This window comes from Streptomyces sp. NPDC048565 (genome assembly GCF_040650935.1).
In the GTDB taxonomy this organism is placed as follows: domain Bacteria; phylum Actinomycetota; class Actinomycetes; order Streptomycetales; family Streptomycetaceae; genus Streptomyces.
Genome location: NZ_JBEZIH010000003.1, coordinates 178,064 through 195,654, shown reverse-complemented (window position 1 = coordinate 195,654; position 17,591 = coordinate 178,064). Strand labels below are relative to the sequence as shown.

The 17,591-nt window shown below is 67.4% G+C and carries 13 protein-coding genes and 1 tRNA gene; 10 read left to right on the top strand and 4 right to left on the bottom strand.

Annotated features, from left to right (window positions below; genetic code table 11):
• Positions 1–115 precede the first annotated feature (115 nt).
• The 7 genes from AB0C75_RS05245 (at position 116) to AB0C75_RS05215 (ending at position 9,234) form a co-directional block, all read left to right on the top strand.
• Complete coding sequence (locus AB0C75_RS05245; protein WP_362887241.1) at positions 116–2,401, top strand: FdhF/YdeP family oxidoreductase; 2,286 nt, start codon at positions 116–118, stop codon at positions 2,399–2,401.
• 98 nt (positions 2,402–2,499) lie between these two features.
• The gene (locus AB0C75_RS05240) at positions 2,500–2,970 is read left to right on the top strand and encodes a hotdog fold thioesterase (protein WP_362887607.1); all 471 of its coding nucleotides are present in this window, start codon (positions 2,500–2,502) and stop codon (positions 2,968–2,970) included.
• Between the two features lie 615 nt (positions 2,971–3,585).
• Positions 3,586–4,794, top strand: a complete 1,209-nt coding sequence (locus AB0C75_RS05235; RefSeq protein ID WP_362887605.1) for a branched-chain amino acid ABC transporter substrate-binding protein — start codon at positions 3,586–3,588, stop codon at positions 4,792–4,794.
• 108 nt (positions 4,795–4,902) lie between these two features.
• Entirely contained in the window at positions 4,903–5,832 is a 930-nt protein-coding gene (locus tag AB0C75_RS05230) for a branched-chain amino acid ABC transporter permease (RefSeq protein WP_362887239.1), read from the top strand.
• A gap of 5 nt (positions 5,833–5,837) precedes the next feature.
• Positions 5,838–7,640 (top strand): branched-chain amino acid ABC transporter permease, encoded by a 1,803-nt coding sequence (locus tag AB0C75_RS05225; protein ID WP_362887237.1) that lies wholly within the window; start codon positions 5,838–5,840, stop codon positions 7,638–7,640.
• Between the two features lie 5 nt (positions 7,641–7,645).
• Complete coding sequence (locus AB0C75_RS05220) at positions 7,646–8,521, top strand: ABC transporter ATP-binding protein (RefSeq protein WP_362887603.1); 876 nt, start codon at positions 7,646–7,648, stop codon at positions 8,519–8,521.
• Positions 8,518–9,234, top strand: coding sequence for an ABC transporter ATP-binding protein (locus tag AB0C75_RS05215; RefSeq protein ID WP_362887235.1), 717 nt, complete (start codon positions 8,518–8,520; stop codon positions 9,232–9,234). The genes AB0C75_RS05220 and AB0C75_RS05215 overlap by 4 nt, the downstream gene beginning before the upstream one ends.
• A gap of 76 nt (positions 9,235–9,310) precedes the next feature.
• Here AB0C75_RS05215 and AB0C75_RS05210 read toward each other — a convergent pair whose 3' ends face one another.
• On the bottom strand, positions 9,311–9,967 hold the full coding sequence (locus tag AB0C75_RS05210; protein WP_362887233.1) for a response regulator: 657 nt from the start codon (positions 9,965–9,967) through the stop codon (positions 9,311–9,313).
• A gap of 97 nt (positions 9,968–10,064) precedes the next feature.
• Here AB0C75_RS05210 and AB0C75_RS05205 point away from each other — a divergent pair.
• Together AB0C75_RS05205 and AB0C75_RS05200 are read left to right on the top strand one after the other, a co-directional pair.
• Positions 10,065–10,138, top strand: a tRNA-Leu gene (locus tag AB0C75_RS05205).
• Positions 10,139–10,249: 111 nt separating this feature from the next.
• Complete coding sequence (locus tag AB0C75_RS05200) at positions 10,250–11,026, top strand: helix-turn-helix domain-containing protein (RefSeq protein WP_362887231.1); 777 nt, start codon at positions 10,250–10,252, stop codon at positions 11,024–11,026.
• A gap of 6 nt (positions 11,027–11,032) precedes the next feature.
• Here the strand turns inward: AB0C75_RS05200 and pyk are convergent, their stop codons facing one another.
• Positions 11,033–12,466, bottom strand: coding sequence for a pyruvate kinase (gene pyk, locus AB0C75_RS05195; RefSeq protein WP_362887229.1), 1,434 nt, complete (start codon positions 12,464–12,466; stop codon positions 11,033–11,035).
• Between the two features lie 235 nt (positions 12,467–12,701).
• Between pyk and AB0C75_RS05190 the strand changes: the two genes are divergently transcribed.
• The gene (locus tag AB0C75_RS05190; protein WP_362887227.1) at positions 12,702–14,516 is read left to right on the top strand and encodes a 5'-nucleotidase C-terminal domain-containing protein; all 1,815 of its coding nucleotides are present in this window, start codon (positions 12,702–12,704) and stop codon (positions 14,514–14,516) included.
• 89 nt (positions 14,517–14,605) lie between these two features.
• On the opposite strand, the gene AB0C75_RS05185 is transcribed toward AB0C75_RS05190, so the two are convergent.
• Together AB0C75_RS05185 and AB0C75_RS05180 are read right to left on the bottom strand one after the other, a co-directional pair.
• On the bottom strand, positions 14,606–16,039 hold the full coding sequence (locus AB0C75_RS05185) for a SidA/IucD/PvdA family monooxygenase (protein ID WP_362887225.1): 1,434 nt from the start codon (positions 16,037–16,039) through the stop codon (positions 14,606–14,608).
• Complete coding sequence (locus AB0C75_RS05180) at positions 16,036–17,433, bottom strand: pyridoxal-dependent decarboxylase (protein WP_362887223.1); 1,398 nt, start codon at positions 17,431–17,433, stop codon at positions 16,036–16,038. Before AB0C75_RS05180 ends, AB0C75_RS05185 begins: the two co-directional genes overlap by 4 nt.
• Between the last annotated feature and the right edge of the window lie 158 nt (positions 17,434–17,591).

Genomic DNA, 17,591 nt, shown 5'->3' with positions numbered 1-17,591 from the left:
CCGGGCGCCCTCCGCGCCTGCCCGCTTCCCGAGGAGCACCGCGGCGCGCGTGCATGACAGGATCGAAGAACCGGCAAGACGTAAGAGGACGACCGACGGCTCGAAGGGGAGCACCATGGCCACGAAGCCCCCGACCGGTGACCCGGTCCAGGACGCCCCGCAGATCGACGAGGTCAAGCACGCCGCAGCGGGGCTGCCCGCCATCGCCCACACCCTGCGCATCGCCCAGCAGCAGATGGGCGTCCGGCGCACCGCGCAGACCCTCCTCAAGGTCAACCAGAAGGACGGCTTCGACTGCCCCGGGTGCGCCTGGCCGGAGGGCGACAAGCGCCACACCGCCGAATTCTGCGAGAACGGCGCCAAGGCGGTCGCCGAGGAAGCGACCCTGCGCCGCGTCACCCCCGACTTCCTCGCCGCCCACCCCGTCGCCGACCTGGCCACCCGCAGCGGCTACTGGCTCGGCCAGCAGGGGCGCATCACGCAGCCTGTGTATCTGCCCGAGGGCGGCGACCGGTACGAGGCCGTGACCTGGGAGCGCGCCTTCGAGATCATCGCCGAGGAGCTGACCGCGCTCTCCTCACCCGACGAGGCCCTCTTCTACACCTCGGGGCGCACCAGCAACGAGGCCGCGTTCCTCCTCCAGCTCTTCGCGCGCGAATTCGGCACCAACAACCTGCCCGACTGCTCCAACATGTGCCACGAGTCGTCCGGCTCCGCCCTCACCGAGACCATCGGGATCGGCAAGGGCAGCGTCAGCCTGGAGGACCTCCACCAGGCCGACCTGATCATCGTGGCCGGACAGAACCCCGGCACCAACCACCCCCGGATGCTCTCCGCCCTCGAACAGGCCAAGGCCGCCGGCGCGAAGATCATCTCGGTGAACCCGCTGCCCGAGGCCGGCCTCGAACGGTTCAAGAACCCCCAGACCCCCCTCGGCATGCTCAAGGGCACCGCCCTCACCGATCTCTTCCTCCAGATCCGCATCGGCGGCGACCAGGCGCTCTTCCGCCTCCTGAACAAAATGATCATCGAGGCCGACGGCGCGGTCGACACCGACTTCATCGCTGAACACACCCACGGCTACGAAGAGTTCACCCGGGCCGCCGGCGCCGCCGACTGGGACGAGACCCTTGCCGCCACCGGCCTCGACCGCGACGCCATCGAGCAGGCGCTCGCCATGATCCTCGCCTCGGAACGCACCATCGTCTGCTGGGCCATGGGCCTCACCCAGCACAAGCACTCCGTGCCGACCATCCGCGAGGTCGTCAACCTCCTCCTCCTGCGCGGCAACATCGGCAGGCCGGGCGCCGGCGTCTGCCCCGTACGCGGCCACTCCAACGTCCAGGGCGACCGCACCATGGGCATCTTCGAACGGCCGTCCGCCGCCTTCCTCGACGCCCTCGACCAGGAATTCGGCATCACCTCACCCCGGCACCACGGCTACGACGTCGTACGCGCCATCCAGGCACTCCGCGACGGCGACGCCAAGGTCTTCTTCGCGATGGGCGGCAACTTCATAGCCGCCACCCCCGACACCACCGTCACCGAAGCCGCCATGCGCCGCGCCCGGCTCACCGTCCACGTCTCGACCAAGCTCAACCGCTCGCACGCCGTCACCGGGACCCGCGCCCTGATCCTGCCCACCCTCGGCCGCACCGACAAGGACATCCAGGCCGGCCGCAAGCAGATCGTCACCGTCGAGGACTCCATGGGCATGGTCCACGCCTCACGCGGCAACCTCACCCCCGCGAGCCCCCACCTGCTCTCCGAGCCCGCCATCATCGCCCGCCTCGCCCGCGCCGTCCTCGGCGCCGCCTCCCCCACCCCCTGGGAGGGCTTCGAGAAGGACTACGGCACGATCCGCGACCGCATCTCCCGCGTGGTCCCCGGCTTCGAGGACTTCAACACCCGCGTCGCCCGGCCCGGCGGCTTCAGCCTCCCGCACGGCCCCCGCGACGAACGCCGCTTCCCCACCGCCACCGGCAAGGCCAACTTCACCGCGGCACCCGTCGAATACCCCGAAATCCCCGAAGGCCGGCTGCTCCTCCAGACCCTGCGCTCCCACGACCAGTACAACACCACGATCTACGGCCTCGACGACCGCTACCGCGGCATCAAGGGCGGCCGTCGCATCGTCATGGTCAACCCCGAGGACGCCCACGCCCTCGGACTCACCGACGGCGCCTACACCGACCTCGTCAGCGAATGGAAGGACGGCGTCGAACGCCGCGCCCCCGGCTTCCGCGTCGTGCACTACCCCACCGCCCGCGGCTGCGCCGCCGCGTACTACCCCGAGACCAACGTGCTCGTCCCCCTCGGCTCCACCGCCGACACCAGCAACACCCCGGCGAGCAAGTCCGTCGTCATCCGCTTCGAGACAGCCGGACGACCGCGCGCTTAGGGCCTGATCCGAACGACAGGCCCTAAGCGCACGCTCAGCCGTCTGATAAGAACAGTGCACACAGCAACGTGAGACGCACACGATCGGAGCAGGACCCCATGGGCGAGCACACCGCACCCACGTTCCCCCAGGAGATCATCGACGAGTACGCCGCACTCGGCGTCGACCTCCCCGCCCTCTTCTCCGCCGGCCACCTCGGCGAGCGCATGGGCGTCACGATCGTCGAGGCCTCCGCCGAACGCGTCGTGGGCACGATGCCCGTCGAGGGCAACACCCAGCCCTACGGACTGCTCCACGGCGGCGCCTCCGCCGTACTCGCCGAGACGCTCGGCTCCGTCGGCTCCATGCTCCACGGCGGCTCGACCAAGCTCGCCGTCGGCGTCGACCTGAACTGCACACACCACCGCGGCGCCCGCAGCGGCCTCGTGACCGGCGTCGCCACCCCCGTCCACCGCGGCCGCTCCACCGCCACGTACGAGATCGTCATCACCGACGACCACGACAAGCGGGTCTGCACCGCCCGCCTCACCTGCCTGCTCCGCGACGCACCCGGCCCGGCCGCCGGCTGACCCAGGACCTCTCCCCCTCAGCGCCCCTGCCCGGTCCGAAATGCACACCGCATTCCGGACCGGGCAGAGTCATATCCGGATCTTGTACCGGAAGTTGACGGACACGCACGGTCAACACCCTTGACCGCCACACGCGTTCCACGGCCCACTTCAACAGCCACCCACCCCAGCCGCACCTCAAACACATCCCACAGATGTAACACTCCGTAACATCCATGCAATACGCGAAAAAGGGCGCACCCCCGCCCCCCGCGCGCCCCGCCGACTTCCCCCCGCACCCGTCGCGCACCGGCACACATGACAGCACCAAGATCACCCCAAGCCCCTTAGCAGAGCTGCGGGTTCTCACCATGCGGTCATCCCGCCGCCCGGGCAAAAGCCGTACATCTCCACACTGCGGCCAACAAGCCTTCCCCACGGCATAACAAGACAGTCACATCATCACCGGACCCATCCCGCACCCCCCCACCTGCCCATAGAGTCACGGCCAGTCACCGCGCCGCCGGGCGCGTCTGCTGCACGGACCTGTGTCGACCAGTAGGGCCCGGCGATCGTCACGGCACCTCAGCAGAGGAGGCCGCGCCAGGGAAAGGACCTTTCGTGCGACACCGTTCTTTGCTCATACTCACCACAGTGCTCACCACAGGCGCTCTCACGCTCACCGCCTGCGGCTCGCGCGACGACGACAGCCAGAGCAGCGGCGGCGGCGACACCCAGACCGTCGTCATCGGTGTCGACGCACCCCTGACCGGCGACCTCTCCGCCCTCGGCCTCGGCATCAAGAACTCCGCCGACCTCGCCGTCAAGACCGCCAACGCCGACAAGACGGCCCCCGGCATCAAATTCGAACTCCAGGCACTCGACGACCAGGCCCAGCCCTCCGTCGGCCAGCAGAACTCCACCAAGTTCATCGGCAACAAGGACGTCCTCGGCGTCGTCGGCCCGCTGAACTCCGGCGTCGCCCAGTCGATGCAGAAGCCGCTCAACGACGCCGGCCTCACCCAGGTCTCCCCCGCCAACACCGGCACCGAGCTGACCCAGGGCAACGACTGGAAGACCGGCGACAAGAAGCGCCCGTACAAGACCTACTTCCGTACCTCCACCACGGACGCGATCCAGGGCGCCTTCGCCGCGAACTACCTCTTCGACAAGGCCAAGGTCAAGCAGGTCTACCTCATCGACGACCAGAAGCCCTACGGAGCAGGCCTCGCCGCCTCCTTCAAGGCGACCTTCACCGAACTCGGCGGCAAGATCGCCGGCACCGACCACATCAACCCCGATGACCGCGACTTCAACTCCGTCGTCACCAAGGTCAAGAGCTCCGGTGCCAAGGCCGTCTACTACGGCGGCGAATACCCCGCCGGCGCCCCCCTGAGCCAGCAGCTCAAGGACAGCGTGAAGATCCCCCTCATGGGCGGCGACGGCATGTACAGCGCCGACTTCATCAGCCTCAACAAGAAGGCCGAAGGCGACATCGCCACCTCCGTCGGCAAGCCCGTCGAAGAGCTCGACTCCGCCAAGAAGTTCATCGCGGACTACAAGACCGCCGGATACAAGGACGCCTACGAGGCCTACGGCGGCGGCACCTACGACGCCACCTGGTCCATCATCGAAGCCGTCAAGGCCGTCGCCGCCGAGAACGACGGCAAGCTCCCCGACGACGCCCGCGCCAAGGTCCTCGACGCCATGAGCAAGGTCAAGTTCGACGGCGTCACCGGCCCCGTCTCCTTCGACGAGTACGGCGACACCACCAACACCATGATGACCGCCTACCAGGTCACCAGCGGCAAGTGGGCCTCCAAGCTCAGCGAAGCCGTCAAGTAGGTCCACCCCAGGACCCACGGCCACAGCGCACGCACACAACACCGCGCGGGAGCGCTACGAGCGCTCCCGCGCGGTGCCATATCCGAACCACCCCACGGAGGCCCTGCGGTGCACGAACTGCCGCAACAGCTGGCCAATGGACTCATCCTCGGCGCGATGTACGGTCTCATCGCGATCGGTTACACGATGGTCTACGGAATCATCCAGCTCATCAACTTCGCACACGGCGAGATCTTCATGATCGGGGGCTTCGGAGCCCTCACGGTCTACCTCGGGCTTCCGTCCGGATTCTCGCTGCTCGCCGCGATACCCCTCATGATCGTCGGAGGAGTCGTCTGCTCCGTCGCCATCAGCGTCGCAGCCGAACGCTTCGCCTACCGACCCCTGCGCGGCGGACCACGCCTCGCCCCCCTCATCACCGCCATCGGCCTCGCACTCGCACTCCAGCAGGCCATCTGGATGTGGTACCCCAACGCCACCAAGGACCGCTCCTTCCCCCAGTTCAAGGGCGAAGCGATCGACATCTTCGGCGCCCACATCCAGCGCGGCGACATCTTCGTCCTCATCGCCGCACCCGTCTGCATGTTCGCCCTCGGCCTCTTCGTCTCCAAGACCCGCGCCGGCCGCGGCATGCAGGCGACCTCCCAGGACCCCGACACCGCCAAGCTCATGGGCATCAACACCGACCGCATCATCGTCATGGCCTTCGCCATCGGCGCCGCGTTCGCAGCCGTCGCAGCCGTCGCCTACGGGCTCAAGAACGGCCAGATCGGCTTCCGCATGGGCTTCATCATGGGCCTCAAGGCCTTCACCGCAGCCGTACTCGGCGGCATCGGCAACATCTACGGCGCCATGCTCGGCGGAATCGTCCTCGGCGTCGCAGAAGCACTCGCCACCGGCTACATGGGCGACATCCCCGGCATGGAACTCTTCGGAGGCGGCGCCTGGAAGGACGTATGGGCCTTCGCACTCCTCATCCTCGTACTCCTCATACGCCCGCAAGGCCTGCTGGGCGAACGCGTCGCGGACAGGGCGTGATACCCATGACCACCACGACCCCCGCCGCGCACAGCGCCCTCCTCCCCCTGCCCACCACGGCAGCCCGCGCCGCCACCACCACCGGCGCCGCACTCGCCCTCATCGGCACCTTCCTCGCCTGGACCTACACCAGCACCTTCCCCGGCAACCTCACCGTCACCGGATACCCGGGCGGACTCCAGGTCCTCGTCCTCATCAGCGCGGCACTCACCCTCCTCTACGCCCTCTCCGGATACGGCATCAAGGGCCTGCGCTGGCTCACCCCCGGCGGCACCAACAGCCCCACCCGGCTGCTCGCCATCGGCACCTTCATCGCCACCGCCTACACCGTCATCGCCGTCATCCTCACCAAGGACGACAACGGCAACCTCCTCGGACTGGTCGAACTCGAACCCGGAGCCTGGATCAGCCTCGTCGGCGCGCTCATCGCCACCGTCGCGGCCCTCGGCCTCCCCAACGACCAGCCGAACGACGACACCGCCGGTGTGTTCAAGCGATTCCTAGGCAGCCTCCGCGCACCGGCACCCACCCGCGCCAAGGCACTCCCCTCCTGGGCCGAGATCCTCATCATCGCCGCGGCCTTCGGCATCGCGCTCTACGTCTTCGCCTACGGCATCGACACCGAGTACGCCGAACTCTTCATCGGCTACGTCATCGCCATCGCCTTCGGCTTCACCGCGCTCAACCGGGCCGGAATCATCGCCCGCGTCACCACCCTCACCGCCAAGCACCGCAACATCACCCTGTGCGCCGCACTCGTCGCCGCCTTCTGCTTCCCCTTCACCCAGCAGAACGAGGAATACGCCCTCATCGGCGCCAACATCCTCATCTTCGCGACCGTCGCACTCGGCCTCAACGTCGTCGTCGGCCTCGCCGGCCTCCTTGACCTCGGATACGTCGCCTTCCTCGGCGTCGGCGCCTACGCCGCCGCACTCGTCTCCGGCAGCCCCCTCTCCCCCATCGGCGTCCAGTTCCCCTTCTGGGCCGCCGTCCTCACCGGAGCCGCCGCCTCACTCGTCTTCGGCGTCGTCATCGGCGCCCCGACACTCCGCCTCCGCGGCGACTACCTCGCCATCGTCACCCTCGGATTCGGAGAGATCTTCCGCCTCACCGTCAACGCCCTCAACGGCGTCAGCGGCCCCGACCTCACCAACGGGTCCCAAGGCATCCCCAGCATCCCCGACCTCCAACTCCTCGGCTTCGACTTCGGAATCAGCCACGACATCGGCGGCTTCACCCTCGGCAGGTCGGCCAACTACTACCTGCTGATGCTCGTCTTCACCGCCGTCGTCGTCCTCGTATTCCGACGCTCCGGAGAATCCCGCATCGGCCGCGCCTGGGTCGCCATCCGCGAGGACGAGACCGCGGCCACCGCCATGGGCATCAACGCCTTCCGGCTCAAGCTCCTCGCCTTCGCCCTCGGCGCCACCCTCGCCGGCCTCGCCGGAACCGTGCAGGCACACGTCTCCTACACCGTCACCCCCGAGCAGTACCAGTTCGCCGGATCCGTACCACCCAACTCCGCCTTCCTCCTCGCCGCCGTCATCCTCGGCGGCATGGGAACCCTCAGCGGACCCCTCGTCGGCGCCGCACTGCTCTACCTCATCCCGGCCAAACTGCAGTTCATGCAGGACTACCAGCTCTTCCTCTTCGGACTCGCACTCATCCTCCTGATGCGCTTCCGCCCCGAAGGGCTCGTCGCCGACCGCAGGAAGCAGCTCGAATTCCACGAGACCGGCCAACTCGACGTACCACCCGACACACCACTCACCGACACAGCCGCCGGCACCACGAAGGCGGGGGCGTGACCACCATGACCACCACAGCCACACCCACCGGCACCACGGTCCTCGACGCCAGCGGCGTCACCATGCGCTTCGGCGGCCTCACCGCCGTACGAGGCGTCGACCTCACCGTCAACGCCGGCGAAATCGTCGGCCTCATCGGACCCAACGGCGCCGGCAAAACCACCTTCTTCAACTGCCTCACCGGCCTCTACGTCCCCACCGAGGGCAAGGTCAGCTACAAGGGCACCGTCCTGCCGCCCAAGCCCCACCTCGTCACCCAGGCAGGCATCGCCCGCACCTTCCAGAACATCCGGCTCTTCGCCAACATGACCGTCCTGGAAAACGTCCTCGTCGGACGCCACACCAGGACCAAAGAAGGCCTCTGGTCCGCCCTCCTGCGCCTCCCCGGCTACAACAAGGCCGAGAACGCCAGCCGCGAACGCTGCATGGAACTCCTCGAGTTCATCGGCCTCGCCGACAAGGCCGACCACCTCGCGCGCAACCTCCCCTACGGAGACCAGCGCAAGCTGGAGATCGCCCGCGCCCTCGCCAGCGACCCCGGCCTCCTCCTCCTGGACGAACCCACCGCCGGCATGAACCCCCAGGAAACCCGCGTCACCGAAGAGCTCATCTTCGCCATCCGGGACCAGGGCACCGCCGTACTCGTCATCGAGCACGACATGCGGTTCATCTTCAACCTCTGCGACCGGGTCGCCGTCCTCGTCCAAGGCGAAAAACTCGTCGAAGGCACCGCCCCGGTCGTCCAGAGCGACGAACGCGTCGTCGCCGCCTACCTCGGCACCCCCTTCGAAGGCGCCCCCGGCGCCGAAGAAGCCGCCGAGGTCGAAGCCGCCGAAGCCACCGCAACCGCAACCGCCACCGAGGAGGAGGACACCCGATGACCGCACTGCTCGAGGTCGAAGACCTCCACGTCGCCTACGGCAAGATCGAAGCCGTCAAGGGGATCTCCTTCACCGTCGAAGCCGGCCAGGTCGTCACCCTCATCGGCACCAACGGCGCGGGCAAGACCACCACCCTGCGCACCCTCTCCGGGCTCCTCAAGCCCTCCGGCGGCCGCATCCTCTTCGACGGCAAACCCCTCACCGGCATCCCCGCACACAAGATCGTCTCCCTGGGCATCGCCCACTCCCCCGAGGGACGCCACATCTTCCCCCGGCTGACGATCGCCGAGAACCTCCTCCTCGGCGCCTACCTCCGCAACGACAAGGCAGGCATCGAGAAGGACGTCCAGCGCTCCTACGACCTCTTCCCCATCCTCGGAGAACGCCGGAAGCAGGCCGCGGGAACCCTCTCCGGCGGGGAACAGCAGATGCTCGCCATGGGACGCGCGCTCATGTCCCAGCCCAAACTGCTCATGCTCGACGAGCCCTCCATGGGCCTCTCCCCGATCATGATGCAGAAGATCATGGAAACCATCGTGGAACTCAAGGCCTCAGGCACCACGATCCTGCTCGTCGAGCAGAACGCCCAGGCAGCCCTCTCCCTCGCGGACCAGGGCCACGTCATGGAGGTCGGCAAGGTCGTCCTCTCAGGCACCGGCGCCGACCTCCTCCACGACGAGTCGGTCCGCAAGGCCTACCTCGGCGAGGACTGAACAGCCCGCACACGGGAAGGGCCCGCCGCCGGATGTCTTCCGGCGGCGGGCCCTTCTTCGTATACGCGTTACGCCACTACTCCGCCGACTTCTTCTTCTCCTCGGCGTCCTCGATCAACGCCTCCGCCAGCTGCTGCATCGACATCCGGCGGTCCATCGACGTCTTCTGGATCCAGCGGAACGCGGCCGGCTCGGAGAGCCCGTAATCAGTCTGCAGGATGCTCTTCGCCCGGTCCACCAGCTTCCGGGTCTCCAGCCGCTGCGAGAGGTCCGCGATCTCGCTCTCCAGCGCCTTCAGCTCCGCGAACCTGGACACGGCCATCTCGATGGCCGGCACCACATCGCTCTTGCTGAACGGCTTCACCAGATACGCCATCGCCCCGGCGTCCCTGGCCCGCTCGACCAGATCCCGCTGCGAGAACGCCGTCAGCATCAGGACCGGGGCGATGGACTCCTCGGTGATCTTCTCGGCGGCGGAGATCCCGTCGAGCACCGGCATCTTCACATCCAGGATCACGAGGTCGGGCCGGTGCTCCCGCGCCAGCTCGATGGCCTGCTGCCCGTCACCGGCCTCGCCGACGACCGAGTAGCCCTCTTCCTCCAGCATCTCTTTGAGGTCGAGACGGATGAGCGCCTCGTCCTCGGCGATGACGACGCGGGTCGTCAGCGGCGGGACGTGCGACTTGTCGTCGTCGACGGCGTCTTCGGGCTGGGGCGACTCGGGGGTGGTCACGGGGCTCCTCGGTATGGGGCAGATACTGCTCCCACGAGCCTACCTAGCTCCTGTAAGGTAGTGACGCGCAGGGCAGCGATGCACCTTCCTTTCTAAGGCCCCAGTACTCCAATGGTTAGAGAGGCCGCTCTCAAACAGCGGACAGTGTGGGTTCGAATCCCACCTGGGGCACTTTTCCTTCGATTCTAAAGCCACAGCACATTGCGGCGACTTCACGCGATCAGGTGATCACCTTCCCGGATTCGTGTCACCGCTCCAGCACTGTGCGTCAAAGTCGAGAGCGTGTACGACCTCGACACTCGCAAGCGCGCCCTGGCACTGGTCGCTCAGGGCTTCAGCCAAAACTCCGTCAGCCAGCAGATGGGGATCTCTCGAGCTGCCATCCGTTCCTGGTTGAAGCGAATAGAGCCCCTCGGGTACAACCGGGGCACCGAGTGCCCTCGGTGCAGTGACACCCCGAGACTCCCGGATGACCCTGCCGCGTACTCGTACCTGCTCGGCCTCTACCTGGGCGACGGATGTGTCAGCTCCGCCAAGCGGGGCGTGTACTCCCTTCGCATCGCGTGCGCCGACGCGTGGCCGGGGCTCATCGACGCCTGCGTCCGGGCCGTACAGATCACGCGGCCCGTCAACAAAGTCTGTCGAGTGCAGAGTCAGGGCTGCCAGTACGTCACAAGCTTCAGCAAGCACTGGCCCTGCTTCTTTCCTCAACATGGGCCGGGCAAGAAGCACAACCGCGCGATCACGCTCGAACCGTGGCAACAACAGATCGTGAACGCCCACCCCTGGGACTTCATCCGCGGTCTCATCCACTCCGACGGCTGCCGCATCACCAGCTGGACCACTCGCCTCGTCCGTGGCGAGCGCAAGCGTTACGAGTACCCCCGGTACTTCTTCACCAACAAGTCGGACGACATCCGCAAGCTCTTCAGCGACACGCTCACCGCCGTAGGCGTCGAGTGGACCACCCTCGCTCGTGGCAGCGACCCGTTCAACATCTCCGTAGCCCGACGCGCGTCCGTCGCCCTCATGGACGCTCACGTCGGGCCGAAGTACTGACGACCCTCACTTCGGGCTGTCGTCCTCGCCGATGTGGTGCACCCGTACCAGGTTCGTGGAGCCCGCGACCCCGGGCGGGGAGCCGGCCGTGATGACCACGGTGTCGCCCTTCTGGCAGCGGCCGATCCGCAGCAGTTCCTCGTCCACCTGCGCCACCATCGCGTCCGTCGACTCCACGTGCGGCCCGAGGAACGTCTCGACGCCCCACGTCAGGTTCAGCTGGGCGCGGGTGGCCGTGTCCGGGGTGAAGGCGAGGAGCGGGATCGGGGAGCGGTAGCGGGAGAGGCGCTTGACCGTGTCGCCGCTCTGTGTGAAGGCCACCAGGAACTTGGCGCCGAGGAAGTCGCCCATCTCGGCTGCCGCGCGGGCGACCGCGCCGCCCTGGGTGCGGGGCTTGTTGCGGTCGGTGAGGGGCGGGAGGCCCTTGGCGAGGATGTCCTCCTCGGCCGCTTCGACGATGCGTGCCATGGTGCGGACGGTTTCGACGGGGTATTTGCCGACGCTGGTCTCGCCGGAGAGCATCACGGCGTCGGTGCCGTCGATGACGGCGTTGGCGACGTCGGAGGCTTCGGCGCGGGTGGGGCGGGAGTTGTCGATCATCGAGTCGAGCATCTGGGTGGCGACGATGACCGGCTTGGCGTTGCGCTTGGCGAGCTTGATGGCGCGCTTCTGGACGATGGGGACCTGTTCCAGGGGCATTTCGACGCCGAGGTCGCCGCGGGCGACCATGATGCCGTCGAAGGCGGCGACGATGTCGTCGATGTTGTCGACGGCCTGGGGCTTCTCGACCTTGGCGATGACGGGGAGGTGGCGGCTCTCCTCGTCCATGATGCGGTGGACGTCGTCGATGTCGTGTCCGCTGCGTACGAAGGAGAGGGCGATGATGTCGGTGCCGGTGCGGAGGGCCCAGCGGAGGTCTTCGATGTCTTTTTCGGAGAGTGCGGGGACGGAGACGGCGACGCCGGGGAGGTTGAGTCCCTTGTGGTCGGAGACCATGCCGCCTTCGATGACGGTGGTGTGGACGCGGGGGCCTTCGACTTCGGTGACTTCGAGGGTGACGCGGCCGTCGTCGATGAGGATGCGTTCGCCGGCGGTGACGTCTGTGGCGAGGCCGTCGTAGGTGGTGCCGCAGGTGGTGCGGTCGCCTTCCTTGGGTTCGACGGTGATGGTGAAGTCGTCGCCGCGTTCAAGGAGTACGGGTCCTTCGGCGAAGCGGCCGAGGCGGATCTTCGGGCCTTGAAGGTCGGCGAGGATTCCTACGCTGCGGCCGGTTTCTTCGGATGCTTTGCGTACGTGGCGGTATCGCTCTTCGTGTTCGGTGTAGGTGCCGTGGCTGAGGTTGAGGCGGGCGATGTCCATTCCCGCTTCGACGAGTGCCTTGATCTGCTCGTATGTGTCGGTTGCGGGTCCCAGGGTACAAACGATTTTTGCTCGGCGCATGGTTCGAGCCTAGACCTTACCTGTGGGTAGGTAATTGTCTCTGTATGACTGTGCAACAGCCTTTGGGTGAAGGGTTATTGCTAACTGTTGAATTGTGCGGCAGGGCGCTCCGATGAGCGTGTGCGGGGTGGGGTGTGGCGGCTGGTCACCAGATCGAAACCTGTTGGGGGTGTTGCGGCCAGGGTCGGCTGGGCCAGAATCTACGCGCGTTGTTCGCTCGAACAAGGAGTCAAGGATGCCGTTGAACCGTAGGACCTTTCTGGGCAGTTCGGCTGCCGCCGGTGCGGGTGTGGCCCTGGAGGGAGGCGTCGGGGTGGGCCCCGCGGCGGCCTCGGAGGCGGCCAGGGGGCACGGTCATGGGCGCCCGTCGAAGCGGTACTCGTTCACGGTGATGGGGACGACGGACCTGCATGGGAACGTCTTCAACTGGGACTACTTCACGGATCAGGAGTTCGACGACGCGGCCGGCAACGATGTGGGGCTGGCGAAGATCTCGACGCTGGTGGATCAGATCCGTGCGGACCGTGGCCGTCGGAACACGTTGTTGATCGATGCGGGTGACACGATCCAGGGCACTCAGCTGTCGTACTACTACGCGAAGATCGATCCGATCACGGCGAAGCGTGGTCCGGTGCATCCGATGGCGCAGGCGATGAACAAGATCGGCTATGACGCGGCGGCGCTCGGGAATCATGAGTTCAACTACGGCATTCCGGTGTTGCGGAAGTTCGAGGAGCAGTGTGATTTTCCGCTGCTGGGTGCGAATGCGCTGGATGCGAAGTCGTTGCGGCCGGCGTTCGCTCCGTATGTGATCAAGCGGGTGCGTACGCCGTTCGGTCGTGATGTGCGGGTGGCGGTGCTGGGGTTGACGAATCCTGGTGTCGCGATTTGGGACAAGGTGAATGTGGGCGGGAAGTTGGTGTTCCCGGGTCTTGAGGAGCAGGCGGCGAAGTGGGTGCCGAAGCTTCGTTCGATGGGTGCGGATGTGGTGATCGTTTCGGCGCATTCGGGTGCGTCGGGTACGTCGTCGTACGGGGATCAGTTGCCGTATGTCGAGAATGCGGCGGCTCTGGTGGCTGAGCAGGTGCCGGGGATCGACGCGATTCTGGTGGGTCATGCGCATCAGGAGATTCCTGAGCAGTTCGTGACGAACAAGGAGACGGGGAAGCGGGTTGTTCTCTCGGAGCCGTTGATGTGGGGGCAGCGGCTGACTTTGTTCGATTTCGATCTGGTGTGGGAGAAGGGGCGCTGGGTGGTCGAGAGGGCCGGTGCTTCGGTGCTGAACTCGAACACGGTGGAGGAGGACCCGCGGATCACGTCGCTGCTCGGGGATGAGCACGCGAAGGTGGTGGCGTATGTGAATCAGGTGATCGGTACGTCGGTGGTGGCGATGTCGACGGCGGATGCGCCGTGGAAGGACGAGCCGGTCATCGATCTGATCAATCTGGTGCAGGCGGAGACGGTCGGGGCGGCGTTGGCGGGTGGTGAGTACGCGGAGTTGCCGGTGTTGTCGCAGGCGGCGTGTTTCTCGCGTACTGCGGTGATTCCTGCGGGCGATGTGACGATCAAGGATGCGGCGGGTCTTTATCCGTTCGAGAACACGCTGGAGGCGCGGCTTCTGACGGGTGCCCAGTTGAAGGAGTATCTGGAGTATTCGGCGCGGTATTACGTGCAGACGGCTGCGGGTGGTCCTGTGGATACGTCGAAGCTGACGAACGCGGAGGATATTCCGGATTACAACTATGATGTGGTGTCGGGTGTGACGTACGACATCGATATCGCGCAGCCGGCGGGTTCGCGGATTGTGGATCTTTCGTTTGATGGTGCGCCGGTGGATCCGGCGGCGGAGTTCGTGTTCGCGGTGAACAATTATCGGGCCAGCGGTGGCGGTAACTTCCCGCATGTGCCGGGTGCGAAGCAGTTGTGGGCGAATTCGGACGAGATCCGGAACACGATCATCGAGTGGGTTCAGGAGAAGGGTTCGGTGGATCCGGCGGAGTTCGCTTCGGTTGACTGGCGTCTGACGCGCGATGGTGAGCCGGTGTTCTGACCTGGCTTCTGCTGGTCGGTGCGGGGCGGCCGTTCTCCTTTCGGGGGGCGGCCGCCTTTTCGTGTGGTCGGTGGCTGGCTGGCCGGTGGTCAGCGTTCGTGTGTGAGGGGCGTGGGTGGGCCGCTCTGTCCGGGGACGGCCGGGGTGGGGTGGGGGGTGAGGCCGAAGGTGGTGAAGGCGGTGCGTTGTGGGAGGGGGTAGGGGTTGGTGCCGGTGAGGTTGTTGAGGATGGTGGCGCTGCGCCAGGCGGCGAGTCCGAGGTCGGGGGCGCCGACTCCGTGGGTGTGGCGTTCGGCGTTCTGTACGTAGATGTTGCCGGTGAGGGCGGGGTCGAGGTCGAGGCGGAAGTCGTCGTGGATGCGGGGGCGTCCTTGGGTGTCGCGGCGGATGTGGGGGGCGATGCCGGTGAGGAGGGTGTCGAGGGGTCGTTCGCGGTAGCCGGTGGCGAGGACGACTGCGTCGGTGGTGAGGCGGCTGCGGGTGGCCTGCTGGGTGTGTTCGAGGTGGAGTTCGATGCGGGTGCCTGCGCCGGAGAGGCGGCCTGCGGTGCGGACGCTGACGCCGGGGGTGAGGGTGGCGTCGGGCCAGCCTCCGTGGAGGGTGCGTCGGTAGAGCTCGTCGTGGATGGCGGCGATGGTGTCGGTGTCGATGCCTTTGTGGAGCTGCCATTGCTGGGGGACGAGTGTGTCGCGTACGTGTTCGGGGAGTGCGTGGAAGTACCGGGTGTAGTCGGGGGTGAAGTGTTCGAGGCCGAGCTTCGAGTACTCCATGGGGGCGAAGGCCTGGGTGCGGGCGAGCCAGTGGATCTTCTCGGTGCCGTGGGGGCGGGCGCGGAGGAGGTCGAGGAAGATCTCGGCGCCTGACTGGCCGGAGCCGATGACGGTGATGTGGTCGGCGCGGAGGAGTTCTTCGCGGTGGTGGAGGTAGTCGGCGGAGTGGAGGACGGGGGCGTCCGGGGCTTCGGCGAGGGGGCGGAGGGGTTCGGGGATGTAGGGGGCGGTTCCGACGCCGAGTGCGATGTGGCGGGTGTGGGCGCGGCCGGTGGTGTGGGCTTCGCCGTCGGGGTCGATGCGGGTGTAGTCGACCTCGTAGTGGGCGTGGTCGGCGTTCCAGTGGATGGCGTCGACCTGGTGGTTGAAGTGGGTGGTGGGGAGTTGTTCGCTGACCCAGCGGCAGTAGGCGTCGTATTCGGCGCGGTGGATGTGGAATTGCTCGGCGAAGTAGAAGGGGTAGAGGCGGTCGCGGGTGCGGAGGTAGTTGAGGAAGGTCCAGGGGCTGGTGGGGTCGGCGAGGGTGGTGAGGTCGGCGATGAAGGGGACTTGGAGGGTGGCGCCGTCGATGAGGAGGCCGGGGTGCCAGTTGAAGGCGGGGCGTTGTTCGTAGAAGGCGGTGGCGAGGGGGGTGGTGCCGGGGGCGGTGGGGATGCCGTCGGCGAGTGCGGCCAGGGAGAGGTTGAAGGGGCCGAGTCCGATGCCGATGAGGTCGTGGGTCCGGTGGCCTTCGGGGGTGGTCCGGTCGGTCATCGGGGGGTGCTGCCTTCCGTGGTGCGGGTGTGGGCGTGGGTGATGAGGGTGAGGAGCTGTTGCAGGTCGTCGGGGGTGGTGTGGGGGTTGAGGAGGGTGGCTTTGAGCCAGAGGCGGTCGTGGGTGCGGGCGCGGCCGAGTACGGCGTGTCCTTGGTTGAGGAGGGTGCGGCGGATGGTGGCGACGGTGGTGTCGTCGGTGTGGGTGGGGCGGAAGAGGACGGTGCTGATGGTGGGGCGGTCGTAGAGCTCGAGTGCGGGGTCTTTTTCGATGAGGTCGGCGAGGTGGTGGGCGGCGGTGATGGTGCGGTCGATGAGGTCGGCGAGTCCGTCGCGGCCGAGTGCCTGGAGGGTGACGGCGATTTTGAGGGCGTCGGGCCTGCGGGTGGTGCGCAGGGAGCGGCCGAGGAGGTCGGGGAGGCCTGCGTCGGTGTCGTCGTCGGCGTTGAGGTAGGGGGCGTGGTGGTGGAGGGGGTCGAGTTGGTGGTGGTGGGGGACGGCGAGGATGCCGGCTGATGCGGGTTGCCAGCCGAGTTTGTGGAGGTCGAGGGTGACGCTGTCGGCGCGGTGGAGGCTGCGGAGGGTGTGGCGGTGGGTGGGGCTGAAGAGGAGGGGTCCGCCGTAGGCGGCGTCGATGTGGAGGTCGGCGCGGTGGGTGGTGGTGAGGTCGGCGATTTCGGTGAGGGGGTCGATCTGGCCGGTGTCGGTGGTGCCTGCGGTGGCGGTGACGAGGAGGGGGCCGTGGTGGTGGGTGAGGGCGTCGTGGAGTGCGGTGGGGTTCATGACGCCGGTGGGGGCGGGGATGACGATGGGTCGGGGCAGGCCGAGGAGCCAGGCGGCGCGGGTGATGCTGTGGTGGGCGTTGGCGGCGCAGATGGTCTGTACGGGTCCGTGGCGTTCGCGGGCGAGGAGCAGGGCGAGTTGGTTGGCTTCGGTGCCGCCGGTGGTGATGAGGGCGTCGGGTCGGGGGGTGTGGGGGTAGATCTCGGCGGCGAGTGCGGTGGTGAGGGCGGTTTCGAGGGCGGAGGCCGCGGGGGCCTGGTCCCAGGAGTCCATGGAGGGGTTGAGGGCTGAGGCGGCGAGGTCGGCCGCCGCGGCGAGGGCGAGTGGCGGGGTGTGGAGGTGGGCGGCGCAGTGGGGGTGGGCGGGGTCTGCGGCGCCTTCGGTGAGTGCGGTGACGAGGGTGCGCAGGGCGTGGTGGGCGCCGGTGCCGTGGTCGGGGATGAGGGGGCCGGTGGTGCGGTGGAGGTTTTCGGTGACGGTGTCGGGGCCGCCGGCGGGGAGGGGGCCGTTGCGGCGGGTGGCGCCGTCGTGGAGTGCGGTGAGGACGGTGTCGATGAGGGGGCGCAGGTGGGCGGGGCCTGCGGTGCCTCCGGCGAGGGGCGGGGTGGGCATGGGTGGTGTGGTCCTTCGGGTGCGCGGGAGCACTGGTGCCTCGGCAGGCACCGGCGTGTCCGGGTTGCGGAGGGGGCGGCCGAAGAGCCCAACGATTTCGGCCCGAAAGGGGTACTGCGGCCTGGTGCGGGGGTGTTGGGGGTCGGGGGGCTGGTGTC